Here is a 17,718-nt window from a genome sequence, read left to right on the forward strand (position 1 = left end):
CAAGACAGTTGCTCCCACATTGGATGCGTGATGGCTTCTTCGAGGGTTCGTGTCAGCCCGCCGCCCCCGTCCGCAGGATCGATGCATCCTCGCCCCGATACAGCGCCTCGACTTTCTCTGCCCGCCATTGCAACACCGAACGCTGGTTGATCGAGCCTTTGTCGGTGATTTCCCCGCGGTCGATGGACGCCGGTTCATCGAGCAAGGCAATCCATTCAACGCGACTGGCGTTGCCGCTGGCTTGGCGATTCAGGCGTTGTAGCCAGTCGGCGAACCATTGGCGTACCCCCGGGCTGGCGAGCACTTGGGCATCGCTGGCGTCCGCGCCCAGCCCCGACAGGCGTCGGCACTCGACGAGCCGTGGAAATATCAAGGCCCCCAGGCACTCCCGATCCGGCGCGGTGATCACCAGGTCCTGGACGTAAGGCGTCCCCTCCAGCACCGCGCGGTTGCGCAGCGGCCCGACACTGACAAACACCCCGGATGACAGCTTGAAATCCTCGGCGATCCGCCCGTCGAACATCAGCCCCAGTTGCGGGTTGCTGATGTCGGCCAGCTTGATCGCATCACCCGAGCAATAGAAACCCTCTTCGTCGAACACTTCGGCGGTCTGCTGCGGTGAGCGCCAGTAGCCGGGCATGATATGCGGCCCGCGAAAGCGCCCTTCGAACTTGCCATCCACCGGGACCAGTCGCACTTCGCAACCGGGGGCCGGCAGGCCGATGTAGCCGGCCATCGACAGCGGCCCGGTGGTAAAGGTGCAGGACGGCGCCGCCTCGGTCATGCCCAGGCCCGCCATCATGCGGATCCGTTCGCCACAATGCTGCTCGGCGATCCTGTCGAGGCGATCCCAAGTGCTTTGGGACAGGCCCGCCGCGGCAAAGAAGAACAGGCTGATGCGCTTGAAAAAACGTTCGCGCAATTCAGCGTCCTGCTCCAGGGCGCTGACCAGCTCTTCCCAGCCCTTGGGGACCGTCAGGTAGGCGGTCGGCGAAATCTCCTTGAGATTGCGCAGGGTCTCGGCAAAACCCTGGGCCGTGGGTTTGCCGTCGTCCAGGTAGAACGTGCCGCCGTTGTACAGCACGATGCCAACGTTATGGCTGCCACCGAACGTGTGGTTCCACGGCAGCCAGTCCACCAGCACCGGCGGTTCTTCGCCGAACACCGGAAAGGTCTGCAACAGCATTTGCTGGTTGGCGCACAGCATGCGCTGGGTGGTAACCACCGCCTTGGGCAACTGGGTGGAGCCGGAGGTAAACAGGAACTTGGCGATGCTGTCCGGGCCGGTGGCGGCGAATGCCTGCTCAGCCTCGGCGCCGCCGGGTTGCGCCAGCAGCGTGGCGAAGCTTGTCCTGGACCGACCCGCGATCTCGCCGCGCACCGTGATCAAGGGCACATTCGTTGGTAACACGGCATTGATCGCCCGCTCGAACGGCGCCGCCTCGCTGACAAACACCAGTCCCGGCTGCAACAGCTCACAGACGTGTCGTAGCTTGGCGAAATCCTGGGACAGCAATGAATAGGCCGGCGACACCGGGCAATAAGGAATACCGGCATACATCGCCCCCAGGGCCATCTGCAGGTGTTCGATGTCATTGCCTGAAAGCAGCGCCAGCGGTTTTTCCGCCGACAAGCCAAAGCCCAGCAGGCTTTGGGCGATGGCGCGAACGCTGTCGAGCATCTGCGCGTAGCTGATCCGGCGCCAATCCCCGCCGGCCTCGCGGGCCGCGATGAAGGTGTGTTGCGGGCGCACGTCGGCCCAGTGCACCAGGCGATCGAGCAGGCGCGCCGGCAAGGGCGCCAAGGGCTCCAGGGAGCGCATGTGCAGAATGCCGCGCTCTTCCCTGACTTCCACGGCAGGGTGACCAATCGATACCTGGCGATAACGCCCGGCGTCAGGTCGGGAGGATGATCTGGACTCGGAACTCACGTGCATTTTCCTCCACCAAGGCACGCTCGGATCGCTTGCAGCGAGCGGAGCGTGGCAGCGTCTGGCTGCGGTCTTGTAATTATTATGTCTGGTCCGCATCGGGGCTGCGCTTTTGAGGCTCAGCCACCGACGATGCAACGGGTTTCAGATTGGGTAATGTCGAGCGCCGTGCTGCAAGGTCACCCAGCGTAACTGGGTGAAATGCTCGATGGACGCCTTGCCGCCAAAGCTGCCGTAACCGCTGGACTTGACCCCGCCGAAGGGCATCTGCGCCTCGTCATGCACGGTCGGGCCGTTGATGTGGCAAATGCCTGACTCGACGCGTTGGGCCAAGGCCAGCGCACGCGTGGTATCGCGGCTGAAAATAGCAGCCGACAAGCCGAACTCGGAGTCGTTGGCCAGGTGCAGCAGCTCTTCGTCGCCGTCACCGCGCAGCAGCACCGCCACCGGGCCGAAGGATTCTTCGCGGTACAGGCGCATGTCCGGGGTGATGCCATCGAGCAAGGTCGGCTGCAGGATGCTGCCGTCCAACTGCCCGCCGGCTACCAGCCTGGCGCCTTTGCCCAGAGCGTCATCGATCAAGCCTTTGATGCGCTGGGCGGCACTGACATCCACCAGCGAGCCCAGTACCGAATCACCGGCACTCGGATCGCCGGCGCGCAACGTGGCGATCTTCGCGGTCAACCGTGCGACGAAGGCATCGGCGACGCTGGCGTCGACGATCAGCCGCTCGGTGGACATGCAGATCTGTCCCTGGTTGAAGTACGCCCCAAACGCAGCGGCTTCGACGGCGGCATCCAGGTCGGCATCGGCCAGCACCAGCAACGGCGCCTTGCCGCCCAGCTCAAGCAAGGCCGGCTTGAGATGACGCGCCGACAGTTCGCCGACAATACGCCCGACGTGGGTCGAGCCGGTGAAATTGACCCGCCGCACCGCCGGGTTGGCGATCAGGCGCTCGACAATCGCCGGCGCATCGCTCGGTGCATTGCAGATGACATTGACCACCCCATCGCCCAAGCCAGCGTCCTGCAGCACCTGGCCGATCAGCCGATGCACCGCCGGGCTGATCTCGGACGCCTTGAGCACCACGGTGTTGCCGCAGGCCAGGGGCATGGCAATGGCGCGGGTGGCGAGAATCACCGGGGCGTTCCACGGCGCAATGCCCAGCACCACGCCACAAGGCTGACGCAGGGCCATGGCGAAACTGCCGGGCACGTCCGAAGGAATGATTTCGCCGTTGATCTGGGTGGTCATGGATGCGGCTTCGCGCAGCATGTTGGCCGCCAGGTGCACGTTGAAACCGTACCAGTTGGCCATCGCCCCGGTTTCGCCGGCGGCAGCGATGAACTCGGCGCTGCGGGCCTGCAACTGCTCGGCCGCACGCAGCAGCCGGCTGCGGCGTTCGTTGGGCGCCAGCGCGGCCCAGGCGGGAAACGCGGCCTGGGCGGCAGCCACGGCGGCGTCGGCATCTTCCAGGGTGGCGGCGGCGACGCGGGACACCACTTCACCGGTCACCGGGTTGCAGCGCTCGAAGGTCCGGCCGTCACGGGCCGGGCACGACTGGCCGCCGATCAACAGGGGCACGTCCAGCATAGGAATTTCCTCAGTAGTAAGCTGCAAGCTTCAAGTAAAAGCGGTTCGTGCTTGCAGCTTGTAGCTCGGCACTTGCCGCTCGTTAGCGCTTATAGGTCTGCAAGCCAGGCTTGATGCTCTTGTCGTCGAGGAACTGCTTCATGCCCTGCTCGCGTCCGCCTTCGGTGTCGAGCAGGCGCGACTGGTCAAGTTTGGCGTACAGGTAATCTTCGTTTTGCTCCCAGGTCAGTTCACGGCAGCGTTTGAAGCCATGCTTGGCTGCCCGCAGCACCACCGGGTTTTTCTCCAGCAGGTTGCGCGCCAGTTCCACGGTGACTTCACGCAGCTGCGCCAGGGGCACGCTCTCATTGACCAGGCCCATTTCAGCGGCTTTCTGCCCACCGAAAGTCTTGCCGGTCATGATGTAGTAGAGCGACTGGCGGTGGCCCACGGTATCGGCCATGGCCTTGCTGACCAGATTGCCCGGCGGGATGCCCCAGTTGATTTCCGAGAGACCGAAGGTCGCTTCGTCGGCGCAGATCGCCAGGTCGCACGCCACCAGCGGGCTGAAACCACCGCCGAAGCACCAGCCATTGACCATGGCGATGGTCGGTTTGGCGTACATGCGCAGCAGTTTCCACTGCCATTGCGAGGCCTCGCGGCGGATCTTTTCCTGGAGGATCTCCGGCCCGGCGTCCACTTCGCGGAAATACTCCTTGAGGTCCATGCCGGCGGTCCAGGCATCCCCTGCTCCGGTCAGCACCAGCACGCCGGCGGCCGGATCCTGTTCCAGGGTCTCGAGCACGTCGATCATTTCGCGGTTGAGAGTCGGGCTCATGGCGTTGCGTTTTTCCGGGCGATTGAGCGTGACCCAGGCGATGCCTTCTTCGATATCGACCTTGACCGTTTTCCAGCGACCTTCGTAATTGCTCATGATGCGGGCTCTCTTGTTCTTGGCTGAAGATGAGCAAAAACTAAACCTGAAATTTAGTTATGTCAATTAACCATTAATCCATTTATCTATGTTTTTTCAACGATCGCGCCGAAACCGAAGATCTTGAATGTGCGCGTGGTCATAGCCAGGGCGGCGGAACCCCGGCAAAATGCATACCCTTATTAATCACTCACCTTGAGGATGCTCTTTTCGATGGCGAAGTCTTCCAAGCTTGCCGAACCTGCCGAGCCCCTGTCCGCCGGGACCGACGCGCAGGCACCGCTGGACACTGCACTGGACGACCTGATCGGTTACGCCCTGCGTCGCGCCCAGTTGAAGTTGTTCCAGAACCTGATCGGCCGGCTCGCCGTCCACGATCTGCGGCCGGCGCAGTTCTCGGCCCTGGCGATCATCGACCAGAATCCCGGCCTGATGCAGGCCGACCTGGCCAAGGCCCTGGCGATCGAACCGCCGCAGGTGGTGCCGCTGTTGAACAAACTGGAAAGCCGGGCCCTGGCCGTGCGCGTGCGCTGCAAGCCGGACAAGCGCTCCTACGGAATTTTCCTGAGCAAGACCGGCGAAACCCTGCTCAAGGAACTCAAGCAGATCGCGACACAGAGCGACCTGGATTCCACGGCGGCGCTGTCGGCTGGCGAGCGGGAGGAGTTGTTGCGGTTGTTGAAGAAGGTTTACCGGTAATAGCGCAATCGGAGGCTGCACCCGTGACGAGGGAGCAAGCTCCCTCGCCACCACAGCATCACCATCACCGGTGACCCATCACCAGATCGGCACGCTATAGGTCACCAGGAAGCGGGTCTGGTTTTCATCGCGAAACGCCGCGCTGCCCGGGAAGTCATTGCGGTAGATCGACTTGCGCGCCAGCAGCCCGACGTTCTTCAGCGGGCCGCCCTGGATCACGTAACCCAGCTCCATCTGGAACTCACGCTCCTTGCGATCCTCGGCGTTGAGGGCGGCCAACTCGATATGATCGCCTCGCAAATAGCGCAACCGGCTCCTCAGCCCCGGCACGCCCACTGCGGCATAGTCATAGTCATGGATCGCCTGCCAGGTGCGCTCGCGGGCGTTGAGGAAATCCGAGCTCATGGTCATTTCGCTCAAGCCCATCAACTCGGTGCCGGACACATAGGGCGTGGCCGTATCGCCGCTGGCATGCATGTAGCCCAGGCTGACGCTATGTCCGCCCAGACGATAGCCGACCAACGCCGATAGATTGCGGTTATCCACCTCGCCGGCCTTGGCTGCGCCGTCTTCGCCACTGAAGAAACTGCGCAGGTCGGTGGTCAACACGCCATCGCCCAGGGACAGCTTGTGCAACAGCGCCAGGGTGTCCTGCCGGTACAGGTCCGCCACTTCGGCGTGATAGACCCGCAGGCTGAGGCCCTTGTTGACCTGATAATCGCCGCCCACATAAGCCATGTGAGATGACGTCGCCGCGCCGTTGAAACGGCGGTTGGGCGCGGCGATGCTCATCGGTTGGTAGTCGGTGGAGTCGCGTCGGTTGATGCGGTCGATGTAACCGGTGTTCAAGGTCAGTCCGTCGATGTCCTTGGAGCTGAGGGTCGTCCCGCGAAAGGTCTGTGGCAGCAACCGTGACGGACTGGCGAAGGCAAACGGCAGGAAGATCGACACATCGCCGGTCTTCACCGTGGTCTGGCCCCAGCGCAGCTTGCCGGTCAATGCCAGGCGCGAAAACTCGTCGGCGGCGCGCTTGTCGCTGCTGGACACTGGCAGTAACTCGGTGCCGCTGCGATCCGGCGAGGAATCGAGCTTGATGCCCATCAGTCCCCGGGCATCCAGGCCCAAACCGACGGCGCCCGGGGTAAACCCGGACTCCATATTCATGATCACGCCTTGCGCCCACTCCCGGGCCGCAGTCTTGGCGCCGCCGTCCTTGTAGTCGCGGTCCATGTAGTAGTTGCGCAGGGTCAGGGTGGCGTGGCTGTCGTCAATCAACCCCTCGGCCAACAAGGCGCTGGAAGCCAGGCTCAATCCGAGCCAGGTCAGCAGGTGAGCAACAGGTGAAACAGGCAGGGCCGCACGGGCGTTCCGGGCTCGGTTGGGCATGTTCGATGTCCGCTTATTGTTGTTGTTTTTCAGTCGCCCCACGTTGGATAGAAGGGGCTGTGCGGACACAGAATGGAAACCGTGGAGGCCGTTCGTCAATCCAGAACGTCCGATAATCGAACATTAATATGCTTAACTTATTTCGAACAAAGGCTCCGTTCCAGCCCCAACCGCCCGTTTTTCCTAGCGATCCGGCTCCTCACACCGCCGCTCATCACAGCCTCGTTTTTTTAGTTATATTTGTTAATCTTAATTCCAGCTACTGGCAGGTTTTCGAGCCGGTGCCCTGACAAAAACAATAAGAGGATTTTCCATGAACCATCCGGCGCGTCGTGCGACGCTGACCATCGCCTTGTGTTTTATTGTCGCCCTGATCGAGGGTTTCGATCTCCAGTCCGCCGGCACCGCTGCCGCAGGATTGCGCCAGACCTTTGCCCTGGACCCGAAAATGATGGGCTGGGTCTTCAGTGCCGGCATCATCGGTTTGCTGCCGGGGGCATTCTTCGGTGGCTGGATCGCCGATCGCATCGGTCGCAAGAAAATCCTCATTGCCGCCGTCCTGCTGTTCGGCGTGTTCTCTCTCAGCACCGCTTATGTCGAACACTACTCCAGCCTGCTGCTGGTGCGCTTCATGACCGGCCTGGGCCTGGGCGCGGCCCTGCCCAACCTGATTGCCTTGTGTGCCGAAGCCGTGGGCGAACAGCGCCGGGGCACCGCCATCAGCGTCATGTACGCGGGCGTTCCCCTCGGCGGCGCGCTGGCGGCGGTGGTTGCCATGTTGTTCGGCGAGCACTGGCAGATGACGTTTTTCATCGGCGGGCTGGTGCCCTTGCTGGTGGTGCCGCTGATGTTGCTCTGGCTTCCCGAGTCCAGCGCCTTTCGCCAGAACCGGGACGGTGCGAGCCCACTGCGCAGCTCCACCGGCCAGGCGTTGTTCGGTGAAGGTCGCGGCCGCACCACCCTGGCGCTCTGGCTGGGTTATTTCTTCACCTTGACGGTGATGTACATGTTGCTCAATTGGCTGCCGTCATTGTTGCTCGAGCAAGGCTTCAGCAAGCCGCAGGCGGGTCTGGTGCAGATGCTGTTCAACATTGGCGGGACCCTCGGCTCGTTACTCGGCGGCCTGCTGCTGGACCGCTGCAACGGCATCAAGGTGGTGCTGTTCGTCTATGCCGGGCTGCTCGGGGCCCTGGCCGGCGTCGGCTTGTCGGTGGGCATCGTGCCGATGGCCAGCGCCGGGTTTGCCGCCGGGCTGTTCGTCATGGCCGCGCAACTGGTGCTGTATGCCCTGGCTCCGCCCGCCTACCCTACAGCGGTGCGCGCAACGGGTGTCGGCGCAGCGGTCGCCATCGGGCGCCTGGGCTCGGTCGCCGGCCCCCTGGCCGCAGGGCAGATTCTGGCGGCGGGAGCGGGAACGACCGGGGTGCTGTTGGCGACCTCGCCAGGACTGCTGATTGCGGCAGTGGCGGCGATCAGCGTGATGAGCCGCACGGTGTCGGTGGGTGCAGCGCAGGCGGCGCGCTGAACAGGCAATGCTCGGGCGCGAAGGTGCTCAGGTCGTGGTGACAGCGCTCCGGCGATACTCGCTGGGCGTCTGGTGCATCTCGATGCGGAAATGCCGATTGAAGTTGGACAGGTTGTTGTACCCCACTTCAAAGCAGATGTCGGTCACCGGCAGTTCGCTCTGCGCCAACAACCGGCACGCGCGCTGGACCCGAAGCTTGCGCATCAGGTCGACGAAGCCGTGCCCGGTAATCCGTTTGAAGAAGCGCGAGAAGCCCGGCTCGCTCATGTTCAACTGCCGGGCGATCACCGACAGGCGCAGGTCACCGGTGAGTTCGGTGTGCAGGTACTCGAAGGCTTTATGAATGCGCGCGCAACTGCGGGCATCCAGGGTTGGCGCGTAGCAGGGGCTCGCCAGGCTCTGGGCCTCGGCTTCCGGCGCCAGGCCCAGCGTATCGAGCAGTTCGAGAAACAGCGCCAATCGCGTCAGCCCCCGGGCCGGGCCGATCGCCTCCAGCAGGTGCGCGGCGCGCCGCGCGGTGTCGCCGCTGAAGACCAGGCCACGACGGGCACGCTCGAACAGCCCCGGCAACCCACCCAGCTCGGGCAGGGTTCGGCGCAAATTCAGTAACGTGGCACCGTCGAACTGCAACACCACGTCGCGCCGATCCAGGTACTCATCGGGCGCCAGGTCACCCATCCAATCGTGGGGCAAGTCTGGACCGATCATCGCCACATGGCCGGGGCCGAACGGGCCGATGTAGTCACCCGCCAGGAGTTTTCCGCTGCCCTGGCGGATCAGGTGGATTTCAAACTCAGGATGATGGTTCCAGCGCGCCAGGGGGTACGGATAGCCGTGCTCGTACCAGCGAAAACTGTGCTCGGGTTCGGGCAGGATGACTTCCAGCTCGGCCGGTCGTTGCTCGAATACGGGCGTACGGTGATCAGGCATGTCTCACCCCTTTATTGTTATGGCAGGCACCTTACGCCGGATGAGCGGCGCTTCGCCAGCCGCGGCTTGATCACCCACCGATACTTTTTTAACCGCCACTTGCTCGGTTGGCGGACGTTAAAAAAGTATCACCTCGCGATTCATCCTGCGTTTGCCGGCCTCCAGGGGCGCTGCTGTAATCGGCTGACGCCCCCGGCGATACCACTCCCCCTTTTGTGCAATCGAAACAGGACCGTCCCATGAAACGACTGGAAGGAAAAAGTGCCCTGATCACAGGCGCCGCCCGTGGCATTGGCAAGACGTTTGCCCAGGCCTACCTCGACGAAGGCGCCACGGTTGCGATCGCCGACATCGACCTGGAGCGGGGCCAGGCCACCGCTGCGGAACTGGGCGACAGCGCCTATGCGGTAAAAATCGACGTAACCGACCAGGCGTCGATCGACGCGGCCATCAAGGCAGTCGTGGACCGGGTGGGCAAGCTGGACATCCTGATCAATAACGCGGCGCTGTTCGACCTGGCGCCGATCATAGAGATTACCCGCCAAAGCTATGAGCGGCTGTTTTCGATCAATGTCGCCGGCACACTGTTCACGCTCCAGGCTGCGGCCCGGCAGATGATCCGCCAGGGCCATGGCGGCAAGATCATCAACATGGCGAGCCAGGCCGGCCGACGTGGCGAAGCGCTGGTGGGCGTGTATTGCGCCTCCAAGGCGGCGGTGATCAGCCTGACCCAGTCCGCCGGGCTAGACTTGATCAAGCACCGGATCAACGTCAATGCCATCGCCCCCGGCGTGGTGGACGGCGAGCATTGGGACGGCGTGGATGCGCTGTTCGCCCGCCATGAAAACCTGCCCCTTGGGGAAAAGAAACGCCAGGTCGGCCAGCAGGTTCCCTATGGCCGGATGGGCACGGCGCAGGACCTGACCGGCATGGCGATATTCCTGGCCTCGGCGGAGAGCGAGTACGTGGTGGCGCAGACGTACAACGTCGATGGCGGCAACTGGATGAGCTGAAGATCGACGGATTTCCACCTTGAAACGACGGAAATGGACTTATTTGCCTGAAAATTGATCCCACTACTTGAGGATTGTCCCGAACGGTGCCCAATGGTGCCGTTCCAAGGGATTTCAAGAGAGCGTGAATACCGTTGCCCCAGCGGGGCAAAAATTGCGCATCATAGGCGCCGTCCGCTCAAGGGAGATTTACATGCGTGCCATTTCATCCGTCATGCGTTTTGTCCTGCTGTCGCTGGGGCTGGTGTTTGCCGCCAGTGCCATCGCCACCGAAGAGACGCAACTGGTCGAGTCCATCAACCTTTACCGCAGCCAATCCCAAAGCTGCTCCGGCCAGGCTTCGCTGGAGCTGCCGCCGCTGGCGATGGATTCCCGGCTGATCCTGTCGGCCAATGGCATCGGCGACTTGCAGCAAGCGCTGGCGCGGGCGGCCTATCCAATGGTCAACGTGCAGGCCATCAGCCTGTCCGGACCGCGCGATGCACAATCGGCGATGAAAGCCGTCCAGGAAAGCTTCTGCCAGGTCGTGCTGGACCCGCAATTCGTCGACATCGGCGTCAGCCGCCTGGACCGCGAATGGCGCATCGTGTTGGCGCGCCCTTTGCTGTCGGCCCGCCTGGGTGACTGGCAAGCCGAAGGCCAGAAGCTGCTGAAGCTGATCAACAGCGCCCGGGCACAACCACGCCGCTGCGGCACCGAGGCGTTCGCCGCCACCACGCCCCTGACCTGGAACGCCACCCTGGCCCTGGCCGCCGTGACCCACACCCGGGCCATGGCCAACAACAATTTCTTCGACCACAAGGACCGCGACAACCGCATGCCCGGCGACCGCGCGGAGCTGGCCGGTTACCTGGGCCAGTTGATCGGCGAAAACATCGCCGCCGGCCAGGACACCGCACTCAAGGTGGTGGACGGCTGGCTCGCAAGCCCCGGGCACTGCGCCAACCTGATGAACCCACAGTTCCACGAGCTCGGCGCCGGTTATGCGACCGACCCGAAGAGCGATGCGGGGATCTATTGGACGGCGATGTTTGGTACACAATGATCGCTGGCCTGTGAAGCAAGAGCGGACTGCGGTGGGCCGCTTGTCGGCCCACCGATCACGTCTTCGCGAAGATCAACGATCGATGCACCCCTGACCCTGCACGGACCCCGTCACCAACGGCCAGCGCCAAGGAGCCGAACGGCATGGCCGCATCGCCGCAGGCAAACACCCCAGGCACACTGGTTTCACGGGTCATCGCCTCGGTCTGGATAAAGGCACCGAGCGGTCCGTCTTCAAAGGCACAGTCCAAGGACGCCGCCAGTGGAGTGGACACCCGGGTGTGCGGCAGGACAAACAGGCCGTCAATTTTCACCACGCGTCCATTCGCCAACACCACATTCGCCCCCTCGCCTTCGATGCGCACGACCGGTTCGGCCTCCAGCGTCACACCGCGCTGCGTCAGGCCGATCCGTTGTTCAGGATCGGGCTCGAAAACCCCTCGGGTGAAAAACGTGGTCGGGCCCCAGTCGGGGAGCATCAAGGCGTGGTGCAGCGACATTTCCGAAGTTGCCAGCACGCCAATCGGTCCTTGCTCCAGTTCATAACCGTGGCAGTAAGGGCAATGAAAAACGCTTTTACCCCAACGCTCAGCCAGCCCTTCCACCTGCGGTAGATCATCGGTTACGCCGGTGGCCAGCAGCAGGCGCCGAGCGCTGTGATGCTGGCCATCGTCGGTTTCAACGCTGAAACCGCCCGCCTCCTGGCCGGCCCGGATCGCGCTGCCCGATAACCATTGCACGGTCGGATAGGCCATGAGCTGGCGGCGCGCATCGTCGGCAATAGCCTCGGGAGCACGTCCGTCCTGGCCGAGAAACCCGTGGGAGCTGGCGGCGAAGCGGTTGCGTCGCTGGCCGGCATCGATCACCAGCACATTGCGCCGGGCCCTTGCCAGTTGCAGGGCAGCAGACATGCCGGCATAGCTGCCGCCTGCGATGATGACGTCGTAGTGCATGATCAATCTCCCACGGTGAATGGCCGAATCGCAATCTCGACACATCGTAAGTTTCTTGAAAAGCCACTGTCAACGATCTCGTAACTTTTACAATTACAGGCGATACTTTCCGCGTCTTGACCAAAGAATGCCGCGCCGATCATGAGAACCGACACCCGCCTGTCCCGCATGCTTCATGTACTGATCCACATGGACCGTCACCAACAATCCGCGACCTCCGACACCATTGCCCAGATGCTCGGTACCAATCCGGTGGTGGTGCGGCGGACCATGGCCTTGCTCAAGGAACAGGGTTACGTCACCTCGGAGAAAGGCCATCGGGGCGGCTGGACCCTGACCCAATCCCTGTCGGACATGACCTTGCTGGACATCCACCAAGCCTTGGGCAGCACATCGATTTTCTCCATCGGCCTGTCCACCGACCATCCGCAATGCCTGGTCGAACAAGCAGTGAATGCGGTGCTTACGGAGGCGTTCGATGAAGCCCAGGCGCTGCTGCTCAAGCGGTTGGGCAGCATTACCCTGGCGCAGTTGGCGGAGGATTTTGACCAGCGGTTTCGAGAACTTCCAACGACTGGAACGCACCACTGAACCCGTTGAGCGCGCACCCAAAGGCCTGGTTGACCACGACCTCTGATCCCGCAGATCCAATGTGGGAGCGAGCCTGCTCGCGATAGCGGTGGGCCTGCCAGCGGAGATGTGGAATGTGCCGCCGCCATCGCGAGCAGGCTCGCTCCCACAGGGGGTTTGGTTGGCCGCAGATATCAAACACAATCGAAAAAAAAACGCCGCTCAATGAGCGGCGTTCTTGTACCTCACCCGACAGCGTCTGTTTACAGCGCCATGTCAGCCGCTGGATTGGCTTGGCTGGCAGGGGCCGGCTTGGCCGGTGCTGCTGGGGTACCAGGCTTGGCGATCACCGGCGGGGTGTCCAGTTGCAGGACGTCGCTGGTGTAGGCCCATTCCTGAGCAACGCGCTCGGGGCTGTCGTTGAGCTTGGTGCCGTAGCTCGGCACGATCTGGTGCAGTTTTTCCTGCCAGGCCGGGCTGGCGACCTTGTCCTTGAAGACCTTTTCCAGCACGGTCAACATGATCGGCGCAGCGGTCGAGGCGCCTGGCGAGGCACCCAACAGGCCGGCGATGCTGCCGTCCTGGGAAGCAACCACTTCGGTGCCGAGTTTCAGGACGCCGCCCTTCTCTTCGTCACGCTTGATGATCTGCACGCGCTGGCCGGCCTGCCACAGGCGCCAGTCTTCCTGCTTGGCTTCCGGGAAGTATTCCTTCAGGGCGTTGAAGCGATCTTCATCCGATAGCATCAACTGACCGGCCAGGTACTCGACCAGCGGGTACTGTTCGATACCGACCTTGGTCATTGGCCACACATTGTGGGTGGTGGTGCTGGTCAGCAGGTCAAAGTACGAACCGTTCTTCAGGAACTTGGTGGAGAAGGTGGCGAACGGGCCAAACAGGATCACGCGCTTGCCATCCAGCACGCGGGTGTCCAGGTGCGGAACCGACATCGGCGGTGCGCCGACCGAAGCCTTGCCGTAGGCCTTCGCCAGGTGCAGTTGGGCGACGGTTGGGTTGTCGGTGACCAGGAACGAACCACCGACCGGGAAGCCTGCGTATTCACGGGCTTCCGGAATGTCGGACTTCTGCAGCAGGTGCAGGGCACCGCCGCCGGCGCCGATGAACACGAACTTGGCGTCGGTCTCGGTTTCGGTACCGTCCTTCAGGTTCTTGTACGAAACGCGCCAGCTGCCGTCTTCGTTGCGGGTGATGTTCTCCACTTCGCTGGACAGTTTCAGCGAGAAGTTCGGCTTGGTTTGCAGGTAAGCGGCGAACTGGCGGGTGATTTCGCCGAAATTCACGTCGGTACCCAGAGGACTCCAGGTGGCCGCGACCTTCTGGCTCGGGTCACGCCCTTGCATCATCAGCGGAACCCACTTGCTGATCTGCGCAGGGTCTTCGGAGTACTGCATGCCGGCGAACAACGGGCTGGCCTGGAGGGCTTCGTAGCGCTTCTTCAGGAACGCGATGTTGTCGTCGCCCCACAGGAAGCTCATGTGCGGCGTGGAGTTGATGAACGAGCGCGGGTTCTTCAGCACGCCGCTCTTGACCTGCCAGGACCAGAACTGACGGGAGATCTGGAAGGCTTCGTTGATTTCGATGGCCTTGGCGATATCGACCTTGCCGTTCTTGTCTTCCGGCGTGTAGTTCAGCTCGGCCAGAGCGGAGTGACCGGTACCGGCGTTGTTCCAACCGTTGGAACTCTCTTCGGCAACACCGTCCAGGCGCTCGACCATTTCCATGGTCCAGCCCGGCTCCAGCTCATTGAGCCAGACGCCGAGTGTCGAGCTCATGATGCCCCCACCGATGAGCAGGACGTCCACTTTCTTTGCCTCGGCGGCGTGCGTGGTCGCAAGACCCATCGCCATCGCCAGGCCCAGTAGCGCCGTGTGTGTTTTCTTCAACATGTGTGTATCCCCAGGATGGAACGCCATTCCGTCCACCTGCCCTGATCAAGGATAGACCGCGCCCATGGCTGCAACGCCAGCGTGACGGGTTCGATAGGACAGGAGGAAGGACCTACAGGGCCGCGCAATACGCCGGCCTCAGATTTATGTCTCTCCGGCGCTGACTTCTTGTAGGTCTTGGCTTCAGCTGAGTGAGGGACACTGCAAAACGGTTGTGTTCGGGCCCGGCGTGGCCGTGCCCGATTGTCGCAGCGGGGGAGTTTACATAATGAAATAACCAGACCGAAGCGTCTTTTTACATTCCGGGCGAAAACGCCGACCAAATGACGGCGTTTTGATGGCGGTTATTGACCCTGCAGCTAACGATCAAGCCCCCTTGTGGGAGCGAGCTTGCTCGCTCCCACAAGGATTCGCATTGAATTGTTACCCGAGCAACTGACTCAACACCGCCCGCAACTTACCCGGCTTGACCGGTTTATTGAGCAGCGGTGCTTCAAGTTTGCGCAGGGCGCGGCGGCACTGGTCGCTGCGGTCGGCGGTGATGATCACGGCCGGGATCGCCTGGCGGAAATGCTCGCGCAGGTGCTTGACCACTTCGCAACCCACCACCCCGTGGTCGAGGTGGAAGTCCGCCAGGATCAGTTCCGGCGCATGGCCTTGCAGTACCTCGAAGGCGCCCGCTTCGTCGGTGGCGGTCAACACTTCGCACCCCCACTGCTCCAGCAGCGCCGACATGCTTTGCAAAATGCTCAGTTCATTGTCGATCACCAGCAATCGACGGCCCGGCAGCGGATTGCCCGCCACCGCCTGGGCGGGTAGTTGCGACATGGGCAGCGGTTTTTCAGCGGACAACGGCACCTCGATGCTGAACACCGAACCCCGTCCCGGTCGGGAGCGCACCTGAACCCGATAACCGAGAATATGGGCGATACGTTCGACAATCGCCAGGCCCAGGCCCACGCCTTTGCGGTCTGCCGCACGGCCGACGTCCAACTGGTTGAACTCGAGGAAAATCGATTCCAGGCAATCGGCGGCGATGCCGCGTCCCGTGTCCCAGACTTCCAGGCTCAACCGCCCTCCCCGACGCCGGGCTGCCAGGAGGATGCCACCCTGCTCGGTGTAGCGGCACGCATTGCTGAGCAGGTTGCGCAGGATGCGGGTCAGCAGCCGCAAGTCGGTCATGACCGCCTCATCGGCGAACCGCACCCGCAGCTCCAGCCCCGTCGCACCGGCCACCGATTGAAACTCCGACGCCAGCGGCGCCAGCAATTCATCCAGCCGGTAAGCCGCCAGGTCGGGCCTGACGGCAGCCTGGTCCAACCGGGAAATGTCCAGCAGGTCGGTGAGCAGGTCCTCGGCACCTTCCAGGGCTTGATGGGTCCGCTCCACCAGCACTTTTTCGGTGGCGGGCAGTTGCCGTTCGCGCAACGTGGCAATCAACAGGCGCGCGGCGTTGAGCGGTTGCAGCAGGTCATGGCTGGCGGCGGCCAGGTACTTGTCCTTGCTGCGGTTGGCAGCCTGGGCCGCGTCCCGGGCGTCGCGCAACTGCTGTTCGACCAACTCGCGCTGGGCAATCTGCTGTTGCAGATTATGGTTGGCTTCCAGCAGCGCATCGGTGCGTTCGGCCACCCGCTGTTCCAATTGGTCGTTGAGTTGTTGCAGGCGTTGCCGGGCCTGCTCCAGCTCATCGAGGCGCGCCGCCAGCTCAGGGTAATGGCTCTTGCGCGTCGAGTGATTGCCCAGGCCCAGCAATCCGGCCAGGGCTTTCTGCTGCTCGTCAGAGGGCTTCGCCATAGACAACCTCGACATCCCTCTGACTCGACTCCCGAGGATTGGTGAGGATGCATGGGTCGTGCATCGCGTGTTGCGACAGGAACGGAATATCCGAGGTGCTCACGCCGTGCAGGCCCAGGGTCTCGTGAAAACCGATGGTGCGCTTGAGGGCAATCAGGTGCTCCACCAGCCGGTTGCGGATCTGCCGGTGATTGAGCCCCCGGCAATCGATGCCCAGCGTCTCGGCGATCACCTTGAAGCGTTCCGGCGCCGAGTTGTAGTTGAACGCCACGACGTGTTCGACCAGCACCGCGTTGCACAGGCCGTGGGGCAAGTCGAGGAAACCGCCCAGGCTATGGGACATTGCATGCACCGCACCGAGGATCGCGTTGGAAAACGCCAGCCCGGCCTGCATGCTGCCAAGCATGATCTTTTCCCGCAGGGCAACATCCGCCGGATTGGCGATCATCTGCACCAGGTTGCCGTTGATCAGACGCATCGCCTCCAGCGCGTGGGGGTCGGTCAACGGCCCGTGACCGGTGGACACGAACGCCTCGATGGCATGCACCAGCGCGTCGATGCCGGTACAGGCCGACAGGAACGGGTCCATGCTCAGGGTGGTTTCTGGGTCGATCAGCGAGACGTCCGGCACCGCCGCCTTGCTGACGATGGAAAACTTCATGCGCTCTTGCTGGTTGGAGATGATCACGAACTGCGACACATCCGCCGACGTGCCGGCGGTGGTCGGAATCAGGATCAACGGCGGGCTGGGCACCTGCAGGGTGTCGACGCCCTCGAACTCGAGAATGCTGCGGCCGTGGGCGACGACGATGCCGATGGCCTTGCCACAGTCCATCGGGCTGCCGCCACCGACCGCGACGATGACGTCGCAATGGTTGTCGCGGTACAGCTCGGCACCGAGCATCACTTCTTCGACCCGAGGGTTGGGCGAGACTGCGCTGTAGATCGCGTAATCGATGGCCTGGACCTGGAGGCTGGCCTCGACATCGGCCACCCATCCGGCGGCGATGACGCCGGGGTCGGTGACGATCAAGACCTTGCGCGCGCCGAAGGTCTTGGCGTAGTTGCCGACGTTGTGCCGGCACCCGGCGCCGAACATGATTTCAGGAGAAACGAATTTACGCAGCGGGCTGAGGCTCATCTTTGCAGGGGCATGGCTCATCGGGAAGCCTGTTCTTATTGTCTGGGGATACCCTGAGCCTAAAGCATCCCGCCGTGAATGCAATCAGACCAATGGGTAGCCCGGCCTTGATGCGCCAGGCCGGGCCGACACTCATCGGTTGGCGAAGTACATCGTCACTTCAAAGCCGATACGCAGGTCGGTGTACGCGGGCTTAGTCCACATGGGTCTTTCCTCTTCTTGTGCCGGACGATTCCGGCCATTCATTAATGCACGGGGCGCCGAGAGTTCGAATGCTACTTTCGAAGCGGTGGGCGGGGTGCGTTGGTAGCGGGTCGGGT

Annotated in this window: 15 protein-coding genes; 5 read left to right on the top strand and 10 right to left on the bottom strand. The window is 62.7% G+C overall.

Going from position 1 to position 17,718, the window contains the following annotated elements:
- Window positions 1-52 precede the first annotated feature (52 nt).
- From J7E36_RS22570 to J7E36_RS22580, 3 genes are all read right to left on the bottom strand, one after another.
- The gene (locus J7E36_RS22570; RefSeq protein ID WP_215008108.1) at window positions 53-1,930 is read right to left on the bottom strand and encodes a feruloyl-CoA synthase; all 1,878 of its coding nucleotides are present in this window, start codon (window positions 1,928-1,930) and stop codon (window positions 53-55) included.
- Window positions 1,931-2,074: 144 nt separating this feature from the next.
- A complete protein-coding gene (locus J7E36_RS22575) occupies window positions 2,075-3,523 on the bottom strand; it encodes an aldehyde dehydrogenase (protein ID WP_215008110.1) in 1,449 nt (482 codons plus the stop codon).
- Between the two features lie 82 nt (window positions 3,524-3,605).
- The gene (locus tag J7E36_RS22580) at window positions 3,606-4,436 is read right to left on the bottom strand and encodes a p-hydroxycinnamoyl CoA hydratase/lyase (RefSeq protein ID WP_003202420.1); all 831 of its coding nucleotides are present in this window, start codon (window positions 4,434-4,436) and stop codon (window positions 3,606-3,608) included.
- A 213-nt stretch (window positions 4,437-4,649) separates the two neighbouring features.
- Here J7E36_RS22580 and J7E36_RS22585 point away from each other — a divergent pair, with 213 nt between their 5' ends.
- Window positions 4,650-5,135, top strand: coding sequence for a MarR family winged helix-turn-helix transcriptional regulator (locus J7E36_RS22585; protein ID WP_215008112.1), 486 nt, complete (start codon window positions 4,650-4,652; stop codon window positions 5,133-5,135).
- Between the two features lie 78 nt (window positions 5,136-5,213).
- Here the strand turns inward: J7E36_RS22585 and J7E36_RS22590 are convergent, their stop codons facing one another.
- Complete coding sequence (locus J7E36_RS22590) at window positions 5,214-6,521, bottom strand: OprD family porin (protein ID WP_215008114.1); 1,308 nt, start codon at window positions 6,519-6,521, stop codon at window positions 5,214-5,216.
- 313 nt (window positions 6,522-6,834) lie between these two features.
- On the opposite strand from J7E36_RS22590, the gene mhpT reads away from it, so the two are divergent.
- Window positions 6,835-8,046: a 3-(3-hydroxy-phenyl)propionate transporter MhpT gene (mhpT, locus tag J7E36_RS22595; RefSeq protein WP_215008116.1), complete on the top strand. Its 1,212-nt coding sequence runs from the start codon at window positions 6,835-6,837 to the stop codon at window positions 8,044-8,046.
- Between the two features lie 27 nt (window positions 8,047-8,073).
- On the opposite strand, the gene J7E36_RS22600 is transcribed toward mhpT, so the two are convergent.
- Complete coding sequence (locus J7E36_RS22600; protein ID WP_215008118.1) at window positions 8,074-8,976, bottom strand: AraC family transcriptional regulator; 903 nt, start codon at window positions 8,974-8,976, stop codon at window positions 8,074-8,076.
- 239 nt (window positions 8,977-9,215) lie between these two features.
- Here J7E36_RS22600 and J7E36_RS22605 point away from each other — a divergent pair, with 239 nt between their 5' ends.
- Together J7E36_RS22605 and J7E36_RS22610 are read left to right on the top strand one after the other, a co-directional pair.
- The gene (locus tag J7E36_RS22605) at window positions 9,216-9,989 is read left to right on the top strand and encodes an L-iditol 2-dehydrogenase (RefSeq protein WP_215008120.1); all 774 of its coding nucleotides are present in this window, start codon (window positions 9,216-9,218) and stop codon (window positions 9,987-9,989) included.
- 193 nt (window positions 9,990-10,182) lie between these two features.
- On the top strand, window positions 10,183-11,034 hold the full coding sequence (locus J7E36_RS22610) for a CAP domain-containing protein (RefSeq protein WP_215008122.1): 852 nt from the start codon (window positions 10,183-10,185) through the stop codon (window positions 11,032-11,034).
- A 55-nt stretch (window positions 11,035-11,089) separates the two neighbouring features.
- On the opposite strand, the gene J7E36_RS22615 is transcribed toward J7E36_RS22610, so the two are convergent.
- Window positions 11,090-11,986: an NAD(P)/FAD-dependent oxidoreductase gene (locus J7E36_RS22615; RefSeq protein WP_215008130.1), complete on the bottom strand. Its 897-nt coding sequence runs from the start codon at window positions 11,984-11,986 to the stop codon at window positions 11,090-11,092.
- A 141-nt stretch (window positions 11,987-12,127) separates the two neighbouring features.
- Here J7E36_RS22615 and J7E36_RS22620 point away from each other — a divergent pair, with 141 nt between their 5' ends.
- The gene (locus J7E36_RS22620) at window positions 12,128-12,577 is read left to right on the top strand and encodes an Rrf2 family transcriptional regulator (RefSeq protein WP_215008131.1); all 450 of its coding nucleotides are present in this window, start codon (window positions 12,128-12,130) and stop codon (window positions 12,575-12,577) included.
- A gap of 242 nt (window positions 12,578-12,819) precedes the next feature.
- Here J7E36_RS22620 and mqo read toward each other — a convergent pair whose 3' ends face one another.
- The 4 genes from mqo to pqqA all read right to left on the bottom strand — a co-directional run bounded on the left by mqo (window position 12,820) and on the right by pqqA (window position 17,602).
- A complete protein-coding gene (gene mqo / locus J7E36_RS22625) occupies window positions 12,820-14,463 on the bottom strand; it encodes a malate dehydrogenase (quinone) (protein WP_215008133.1) in 1,644 nt (547 codons plus the stop codon).
- Between the two features lie 423 nt (window positions 14,464-14,886).
- The gene (locus tag J7E36_RS22630) at window positions 14,887-16,257 is read right to left on the bottom strand and encodes an ATP-binding response regulator (RefSeq protein WP_215008135.1); all 1,371 of its coding nucleotides are present in this window, start codon (window positions 16,255-16,257) and stop codon (window positions 14,887-14,889) included.
- Window positions 16,241-17,398, bottom strand: coding sequence for an alcohol dehydrogenase-like regulatory protein ErcA (ercA, locus tag J7E36_RS22635; protein WP_215008137.1), 1,158 nt, complete (start codon window positions 17,396-17,398; stop codon window positions 16,241-16,243). The genes J7E36_RS22630 and ercA overlap by 17 nt, the downstream gene beginning before the upstream one ends.
- A gap of 132 nt (window positions 17,399-17,530) precedes the next feature.
- Window positions 17,531-17,602 (bottom strand): pyrroloquinoline quinone precursor peptide PqqA, encoded by a 72-nt coding sequence (gene pqqA, locus J7E36_RS22640; RefSeq protein WP_003243383.1) that lies wholly within the window; start codon window positions 17,600-17,602, stop codon window positions 17,531-17,533.
- Between the last annotated feature and the right edge of the window lie 116 nt (window positions 17,603-17,718).

It is taken from the genome of Pseudomonas fluorescens, assembly GCF_018614775.1.
Lineage (GTDB): Bacteria > Pseudomonadota > Gammaproteobacteria > Pseudomonadales > Pseudomonadaceae > Aquipseudomonas > Aquipseudomonas fluorescens_BY.

What these genes read in the sequence shown, in the direction of transcription:
- J7E36_RS22580 (WP_003202420.1), bottom strand. Translation starts at nt 4,436, where the DNA reads ATGAGCAATTACGAAGGTCGCTGGAAAACGGTCAAGGTCGATATCGAA.
- mhpT (WP_215008116.1), top strand. Translation starts at nt 6,835, where the DNA reads ATGAACCATCCGGCGCGTCGTGCGACGCTGACCATCGCCTTGTGTTTT.
- J7E36_RS22575 (WP_215008110.1), bottom strand. Translation starts at nt 3,523, where the DNA reads ATGCTGGACGTGCCCCTGTTGATCGGCGGCCAGTCGTGCCCGGCCCGT.
- J7E36_RS22620 (WP_215008131.1), top strand. Translation starts at nt 12,128, where the DNA reads ATGAGAACCGACACCCGCCTGTCCCGCATGCTTCATGTACTGATCCAC.
- ercA (WP_215008137.1), bottom strand. Translation starts at nt 17,398, where the DNA reads ATGAGCCTCAGCCCGCTGCGTAAATTCGTTTCTCCTGAAATCATGTTC.
- J7E36_RS22600 (WP_215008118.1), bottom strand. Translation starts at nt 8,976, where the DNA reads ATGCCTGATCACCGTACGCCCGTATTCGAGCAACGACCGGCCGAGCTG.
- J7E36_RS22610 (WP_215008122.1), top strand. Translation starts at nt 10,183, where the DNA reads ATGCGTGCCATTTCATCCGTCATGCGTTTTGTCCTGCTGTCGCTGGGG.
- J7E36_RS22590 (WP_215008114.1), bottom strand. Translation starts at nt 6,521, where the DNA reads ATGCCCAACCGAGCCCGGAACGCCCGTGCGGCCCTGCCTGTTTCACCT.
- J7E36_RS22605 (WP_215008120.1), top strand. Translation starts at nt 9,216, where the DNA reads ATGAAACGACTGGAAGGAAAAAGTGCCCTGATCACAGGCGCCGCCCGT.
- J7E36_RS22615 (WP_215008130.1), bottom strand. Translation starts at nt 11,986, where the DNA reads ATGCACTACGACGTCATCATCGCAGGCGGCAGCTATGCCGGCATGTCT.
- J7E36_RS22630 (WP_215008135.1), bottom strand. Translation starts at nt 16,257, where the DNA reads ATGGCGAAGCCCTCTGACGAGCAGCAGAAAGCCCTGGCCGGATTGCTG.
- J7E36_RS22585 (WP_215008112.1), top strand. Translation starts at nt 4,650, where the DNA reads ATGGCGAAGTCTTCCAAGCTTGCCGAACCTGCCGAGCCCCTGTCCGCC.
- mqo (WP_215008133.1), bottom strand. Translation starts at nt 14,463, where the DNA reads ATGTTGAAGAAAACACACACGGCGCTACTGGGCCTGGCGATGGCGATG.